Origin of the sequence: Schnuerera sp., assembly GCF_035459645.1 — a bacterium.
Lineage (GTDB): Bacteria > Bacillota > Clostridia > Tissierellales > Tepidimicrobiaceae > Schnuerera.
Genome location: NZ_DATHXO010000062.1, coordinates 1 through 7,776, shown reverse-complemented (window position 1 = coordinate 7,776; position 7,776 = coordinate 1). Strand labels below are relative to the sequence as shown.

Here is a 7,776-nt window from a genome sequence, read left to right as displayed (position 1 = left end):
AAACATTAATTAAGAAACATGTGGATAATAAATATGTTGAATTGAAGGTTATTAATAGAAAAAAAACTAGGAAAGTAAAAACTTATACACAACCTTATCCACAAATTGTGTATAACTAAAAAATGTTAACAGAAAAAAGTTATCCACATTCCAAATCAATAATATCAAAAATAATAAATTATATCAACAAATTTATCCACAATATTAAGAACTTGTGAATTATTTAATCTGTGGATATGAATAGTTTAAATTTCTTGACATATAACCTTTCTATAAATATAATCAATATTAGTATTTATGTTTTCCTTAACAAAAATTTTTTATATTTTTATAGATGGTTTCATATTAGAGGGGGTGTAGTAAAATGAAAAGAACTTATCAGCCAAAAAAGAGACAAAGAAGCAAAGAACATGGTTTTAGAAAGAGAATGAAAACTAAGTCAGGAAGACGAGTAATTAGAAATAGAAGGAGAAGAGGCAGAAAAAGATTATCAGCATAAGGCCGCAGTAATAGTGGCCTTTTTGTCTACAAGGAGTATTTTTATGAAAAAAAAGTATAGGTTAAGGAATAATGATGATTTTCAAAAGGTTTATAAAAAAGGAAAAAAATATTGGAATAGAAATTTAATTTTGTTTGTTATGAAAAATGGATTGGATTATTCTAGGGTTGGTTTTACTGTTTCAAAGAAAATAGGAAACAGTGTAATTAGAAATAGAGTGAAAAGAAGATTAAAAGAAATATTTAGAAAAAATTTCAATAATATGAAAGAAGAATATGATATAATAATAATACCTAAGAAAAATGTGATAAATATAGAACATAAGGAATTAGAAAGTGCAATGTTTCATATTTTAAAATTAGCAAATATGTTAAAGATATAGGTGAAAAATAATGGCTAAGGTAGCTATTTTATTAATAAAATTTTATCAAAAATTTATTTCAAAATATATTTTAACGGGGAAAAACTGCAGATTTTATCCAACTTGTTCTCAATATTCTATTGAAGCTTATGAAAAGTATGGCTTTATAAAAGGAACTTATTTAAGTGTATCTAGAATTTTAAAATGCCATCCCTTCAACAAAGGAGGATATGATCCGCTAAAATGATTGGGGGTTAGTAAATGACGTCGTTTTTAGGTAATATATTAGGGAGTTTGCTTAAATTTATATTTGATATGGTTTCTAGTATTGGTACAGAATCAGAGTTTATTTCTTATTATGGTATAGCTATTGTATTGACTACGATTGTTTTTAAATTTATTCTTTTACCTATAAGTTTACACCAAAGTAAATCTACAAAGAAGATGAATGAATTACAACCGAAGATAAAGGAAATTCAAAATAAATATAAAAATGACCCACAGACCCAACAAGCTAAAATGATGGAGATGTATAAGGAACATAATTATAATCCAGCTTCTGGGTGTTTGCCTTTGCTTATTCAATTTCCAATAATAATAGCCTTTTTTAATGTATTGAGAGATCCTGTAAGGTTTGTATTTAAAGATCCGAGTATTTATGAGGCGATTAGTAAAAGTTTTTTATGGATTCCTAATTTGGAACAGCCAGACCCTTATCTATGGGGATTACCTCTTTTAGCTGCATTAACTACTTTTTTACAAAGTAGACTTATGACTAGTAATGTAGAAGCCAATCCTCAAGCTGAATCTACTCAAAAAATAATGAATATATTTCTACCTGCTATGATATTTATGGCTGCAAGATCCTTTGCTGCTGGTATAGGAGTATATTGGGTTATAGGTAATATATTTCAAATAATACAACAATTAATATCTAATAGGTCTTTGGGTAAAATTAAGGAGGAGACGAGATAGAATGAGGTCCGTTGTTAAAGTAGCCAAAACTGTTCGTGAGGCCATCGATATTGGATTAGATGAATTGAGTGTTAGTGAAAGAGATGTTCAGGTAGATGTACTTGAAGAACCAAGTAAAGGTTTATTTGGAATAATAGGTACTAAAGATGCAATAGTTAAAATAACAGTAATTAATGACCCAATAGAAATTACAGAAAATTTTTTAAACAGAATTTTATCTTTTATGAAAATAAAAGGAAATGTACTAGTTAGGAGAGAAGACAGTTGTTTGAAAGTAGAAATTATAAATATTGATTCTTCTGATATGGGTATTGTAATTGGAAAAAGGGGAAATACTTTAGATGCGATACAATATTTATTGAGTTTATCGGTAAATAAAAATAGAGATGATTATATTAAAGTGATAGTAGATATTAAAGGATATAGAAAGAAAAGAGAAGAAACTTTAATTAGATTGGCTAATAGGATGGCTGAAAAGTCAAAATATAGTAAAAGGCCAGTAAAATTAGAACCTATGAATCCTTATGAAAGAAGAATTATTCATTCTGCTTTACAGAATGTTAATGGTATAGCTACTTATAGCGAAGGAGAAGACCCATATAGAAGAGTAGTTATTCAAGCAAAATAAACCTTTGAGAAACCCAGTGCTATACTGGGTTTCTGTTATCATATTTGTTTTTTATAGAAAGGTACGGTGAAAATTATGAGTGATACAATAGCGGCTATTTCTACTGCTATTGGAGAAGCTGGAATTGGAATAGTTAGGATGAGTGGGAAAGCATCCATAAATATAGCAAATAAATTGTTTAAAGGAAAAAAAATTGAAAAATTAACAAATGGAGAAAATAGGAAATTAATTTATGGCCACATTATTGATTTAGAAAACAATGAGATTATTGATGAGGTTCTGATTGCATATATGAAAGCACCATATACTTATACTAGAGAAGATATGGTAGAAATATATTGTCATGGCGGTATTATATCTGTAAAGAAGATACTAGAACTTGTTTTGAAAAATGGTTCTAGATTAGCTGAACCTGGAGAATTTACTAAAAGAGCTTTTTTAAATGGTAGATTGGATTTAGCTCAATCAGAAGCTGTAATAGATATGATAAGAGCTAAGACGGATAAATCTTTTCAAGTTTCATTAGATCAACTAGAAGGTAGTTTATCAGATAAAGTCAGAAAAATTAGAGAGATATTGTTGGAAATGATTGCTCATATAGAAGCCTCTATTGATTTTCCTGATGATGATGTGGAAGATGTAGCTTATGAAGAATTAGAAAAGAAAGCTAAGTTAGTAGAAAATGAAATTAATAAATTGTTGAAAACTTCAGATAGAGGAAAAATTCTTAGAGACGGTTTAAATACAGTAATACTTGGAAAACCTAATGTTGGAAAATCATCTTTATTGAATGCTATATTAAGAGAAAATAGAGCTATTGTAACTAATATACCAGGAACAACTAGAGATATTATCGAAGAATATGTAAATATAGATGGAATACCTTTAAAAATTGTAGATACCGCTGGGATTAGAACTACTGAAGATTTGGTTGAAAAAATAGGCGTAGATAAGGCTAGAGAAATGGTTGATAAAGCAGATTTAATAATAGCTGTTTTTGATGCCTCAGATGATATTACTGAGGAAGATTATCAAATTATAGATATAATAAAAAAGAAAAGATCTATAGTTTTGTTAAATAAATCGGACCTTCCTAGTGAATATGATGAAAATTATCTAAAGAAACTATTACCCGATAAAGAAATTATTGTTACTTCTATTATTAAAGGATTAGGTATAGACAGATTAGAACAGGTTATAAAAGATATGTTTTATAAAGGTAATATAGACGTTGAAAGTGACGTAATAATTACAAATGTAAGACATAAAAATCAGCTTTTAAAAGCAAAGAAAAACATAGAAGAAGGATTAGAAAGTATTATTTCAAACATTCCTTTAGATTGTATAGAAGTAGATATTAAAAGTTGTTGGGAAAATTTAGGGGAAATCTCTGGTGATACAATAGGAGAGGATATTTTAGATAAAATATTCTCAGAATTTTGTATAGGTAAATAGTTTTATAAAGAGGTGTAGAAAATGAAAGAAATAAAGAAATTTAATGCAGGAGAATTTGATGTAATAGTAGTTGGAGCTGGCCATGCTGGCTGTGAAGCAGCATTGGCTACCAGTAGAATGGGTATGAAAACCTTAATGCTTACTATGAGTCTTGATTCTATTGGAGATATGCCATGTAATCCAAATATTGGAGGTACTGGAAAGGGACATTTGGTTAGGGAAATAGATGCATTAGGTGGAGAAATGGCTATAAATATAGATAAGTCTTTTATTCAAAGTAGAATGCTAAACACATCTAAAGGTCCAGCAGTCCATTCATTACGAGTTCAAGCAGATAAAAAGAAATATCATAGAGAGATGAAAAAAGTATTAGAAAAAGAATCTAATCTTATTTTACGTGAAGGAGAAGTTATTGAGGTTGTTGTAGAAGATAGCGTAACTAAAGGAGTTGTTACAAGAACAGGGGCTACCTATAATGGCAAAATAGTAATATTAGCTACTGGAACATATTTAAAAGGAAGAATATTCATTGGTGAAATCAATTATTCCAGTGGTCCTGGTAGTTTTTCTCCTTCGAATATGCTTTCAGATTCATTGCTAGAATTAAATATTGGATTAAGAAGGTTTAAGACTGGTACACCAGCCAGAGTTCATGGTGATACTTTAGATTATTCTCAAATGGAAATTCAACCTGGAGATAAGGAAATTATACCTTTTTCTTTTTTAAATATGGATAAAAACTTTGATATAGATCAGGTTCCGTGTTATTTAACTTATACTACACCTTTAACTCATGAAATAATAAAAAACAACTTATCTCGTTCGCCAATGTATTCAGGTGATATAGAAGGTGTTGGTCCAAGATATTGTCCATCTATAGAAGATAAGGTAGTAAGATTTAGCGATAAAGAAAAACATCAAGTATTTATTGAACCAGAAGGATTGGAAACCAAGGAAATGTATGTACAAGGAGTAAGTTCTACTTTACCTGAAGAAGTACAGTTGGAGATGTATAAAACTATTACAGGCTTAGAAAATGTACAATTTATGAGATCTGCATATGGTATAGAATATGATTGTATAGATCCTACTGTATTAAAAAGAACTCTAGAACATAAAGAAATAAACAACTTATTTTTTGCAGGTCAAATCAATGGTTCATCAGGATACGAAGAAGCAGCAGCCCAAGGATTAATAGCTGGGATCAATGCAGTAATGAATATTAAAGGTGAAGAACCTTTTATACTTGATAGATCCGAAGCTTATATAGGAGTATTAATAGATGATTTAGTAACCAAAGGCACCAATGAACCCTATAGAATGATGACATCAAGAGCAGAATACAGATTAACATTAAGGCAGGATAATGCTGATTTAAGATTAACAGAAAAAGGATATAAGGTAGGATTGGTTACTGAAGAAAGATACAAAAAAACCATTATAAAAAAGGAATTAATTGAATCAGAACTTAATAGATTAAAAAAGGTAGTAGTTACGCCTACTGTTAAAACAAATGATTTTTTAAAAAAATTAGGTAGTGCACCATTAAAGACGGCTTTTAGTTTATATGATTTAATTAAAAGACCAGAACTTAGCTATGAATCTTTAATCGAGTTCGACCCAGATAGAGAGGAACTACCAAGAGAAATTAGGCTACAAGTGGAGACTCAAATTAAATATGAAGGATATATCAAGAAACAAATGGGACAAATTGAACAATTTAAGAGATTGGAAAATAAAAAATTATCTGAGACTCAAGATTATAATGAGATAAAAGGTTTAAGCAATGAAGCAAAACAAAAATTAAATCAAATTAAACCAGATTCAGTAGGCCAAGCGTCTAGAATTTCAGGAGTTTCTCCTGCAGATATTAATGTATTATTAATATATTTAGAGCAAAAAAGAAGAGGAACGAAGGGGGATAGAAATGACTAATATAAATACATTAATCGAAGGTGGCAAGACTTTAGGCATAGAATTAAAAGAAGAAGAAATAAACAATTTTATTTTATATAAACAATTATTAAAGGAATGGAATAAAAAAATAAATATTACATCAATAACTGATAATGAAGAAATAGATATCAAACATTTTATAGATAGTATAACCCCTTTGACTACAAATTTAATAGGAAAGAATATAAAAATGATAGACATCGGAACTGGAGGGGGATTCCCAGGAGTACCCTTAAAAATAATGAATAAAGAAATGGATGTAGTCTTATTAGATAGTCTAAAAAAAAGGATTACATTTTTAAACGATATAATTGAGAAATTAAATTTAGAAAATATAACAACTATACATGGTCGTGCAGAGGAACTAGGTAGAGATAAAAATTATAGAGAAAAATATGATATTGCAATTTCAAGAGCAGTAGCTTCTTTAAATACCCTTAATGAATACTGTTTACCTTTTGTAAAAACTGGAGGATATTTTATTTCAATGAAAGGACCCGATGTTGATGAAGAATTAAAGGAAGCAGAAAAGTCTATTAAAATATTGGGAGGCAAACTTAAAGATGTAAAAGTTATTGATTTACCTTTAAGTGATATAACTCATAGTTTGATAATAATCGAAAAAATAAAGGAAACTCCGACAAAATATCCTAGAGGAGGAGGCAAACCTAAGAAAAAACCCTTATAATTAGAAAGAAAATGACGAAGGAAAGTTTGGGAAATTAGAAGGAAATAATTACAATTTATAGAATATAAGAAATATAGGAAAATAAGTTTATTTGGGAGAGGGGAATTCAATGAAAAGTATACAACCGGAAGTGAAGTATATTCCTATTGGGTCCATTAAACCTAATCCATATCAACCTAGAAAAGATTTCAATAAAAAATCGCTAGAAGAGTTAAGTCAATCCATTAAAGCCTTTGGATTAATTCAACCAATTAGTGTTAGAAAACTTCAAAATGAAAACTATGAACTTATTGCTGGAGAAAGAAGGCTTAGGGCATCAGAATTAGCAAGACTTGAAAGAATACCTGCAATTATTGTGGAATATAGAGATAAAGATTCTGCTATGTTAGCTTTAATTGAAAACCTTCAAAGAGAGGATTTGAATTTTGTTGAGGAAGCAGAGGGCTATCATAATTTAATCGACGATCATGGATTTACACAACAAGAATTGGCAGAAAAGATAGGGAAAAGCCAATCCACCATTGCTAATAAACTCAGAATTTTAAAACTTTCAGAAGATATTAAAAAGGATTTAATTGAATTTAACTTAACTGAACGACATGGACGAGCTTTATTAAAATTACCAGATGATGATTTAAGAAGAGAAGTATTAAATAAGGTTATAAAAAACGAGTTAAACGTTAGTAAAACAGAAGAGCTGGTAAAGGATATACTAGATGATTTGACTAATGAAGAAGTCATAGAACAAAAGCAAAATATTAAAGGAATGATTAGCACAAGGATTTATCTTAATACTATTAAAAAGGCATATAAAGCCATTAAAGAGAGTGGAATTGCAGCTAAATATTTAGAAAAAGATAAAGGTGAATATGTAGAGATATCTATTCAGATACCTAAAAAATGATTAAAAATCAAAATGTTTCACGTGAAACATTTTGATTTTTTAATTTGAATTTAATGTTGTGAACATTTCGTAGGGGCGGACCTGTGTGTTGGCCATATTTGTGGCATTATATTCGGGCAGACACATGGGTCTGCCCCTACGATTGGTGTATGTGATATATGATATTATTTTATTTCATATGTTTATTGTGTGTACATTTCGTAGGGGCGGACCCGTGTGTCCGCCTTATTTGTGACATTATTAATCGGGTAGACACATAGGTCTGCTCCTACGGTTGGTGTCAAAATTTATTTGTTGAGGAATACTGTGA

At 29.4% G+C, this 7,776-nt stretch carries 9 protein-coding genes; all 9 read left to right on the top strand.

All coding sequences use genetic code 11. The features are described from left to right. Nucleotides 1-364: 364 nt before the first annotated feature. The 9 genes from rpmH (at nt 365) to noc (ending at nt 7,466) form a co-directional block, all read left to right on the top strand. Complete coding sequence (gene rpmH / locus VK998_RS01580) at nt 365-499, top strand: 50S ribosomal protein L34 (protein ID WP_325224724.1); 135 nt, start codon at nt 365-367, stop codon at nt 497-499. A 43-nt stretch (nt 500-542) separates the two neighbouring features. Next, complete coding sequence (gene rnpA, locus VK998_RS01575; RefSeq protein WP_325224722.1) at nt 543-881, top strand: ribonuclease P protein component; 339 nt, start codon at nt 543-545, stop codon at nt 879-881. Nucleotides 882-891: 10 nt separating this feature from the next. Then, entirely contained in the window at nt 892-1,107 is a 216-nt protein-coding gene (gene yidD / locus VK998_RS01570) for a membrane protein insertion efficiency factor YidD (RefSeq protein WP_325224721.1), read from the top strand. Between the two features lie 14 nt (nt 1,108-1,121). After that, nucleotides 1,122-1,835, top strand: a complete 714-nt coding sequence (locus tag VK998_RS01565; protein ID WP_325224719.1) for a YidC/Oxa1 family membrane protein insertase — start codon at nt 1,122-1,124, stop codon at nt 1,833-1,835. Between the two features lies 1 nt (nt 1,836). Next, nucleotides 1,837-2,463, top strand: a complete 627-nt coding sequence (jag, locus tag VK998_RS01560; protein ID WP_325224717.1) for an RNA-binding cell elongation regulator Jag/EloR — start codon at nt 1,837-1,839, stop codon at nt 2,461-2,463. Nucleotides 2,464-2,538: 75 nt separating this feature from the next. Further along, entirely contained in the window at nt 2,539-3,918 is a 1,380-nt protein-coding gene (gene mnmE / locus VK998_RS01555) for a tRNA uridine-5-carboxymethylaminomethyl(34) synthesis GTPase MnmE (protein WP_325224714.1), read from the top strand. Nucleotides 3,919-3,939: 21 nt separating this feature from the next. Beyond that, nucleotides 3,940-5,853 carry a tRNA uridine-5-carboxymethylaminomethyl(34) synthesis enzyme MnmG gene (mnmG, locus tag VK998_RS01550; RefSeq protein WP_325224712.1) on the top strand — a complete coding sequence of 638 codons (1,914 nt, stop codon included), beginning with the start codon at nt 3,940-3,942 and terminating at the stop codon, nt 5,851-5,853. Further along, nucleotides 5,846-6,562 carry a 16S rRNA (guanine(527)-N(7))-methyltransferase RsmG gene (gene rsmG / locus VK998_RS01545; RefSeq protein ID WP_325224710.1) on the top strand — a complete coding sequence of 239 codons (717 nt, stop codon included), beginning with the start codon at nt 5,846-5,848 and terminating at the stop codon, nt 6,560-6,562. The genes mnmG and rsmG overlap by 8 nt, the downstream gene beginning before the upstream one ends. Nucleotides 6,563-6,671: 109 nt before the next feature. Continuing rightward, nucleotides 6,672-7,466, top strand: coding sequence for a nucleoid occlusion protein (noc, locus tag VK998_RS01540; protein WP_325224707.1), 795 nt, complete (start codon nt 6,672-6,674; stop codon nt 7,464-7,466). Nucleotides 7,467-7,776: the final 310 nt, after the last annotated feature.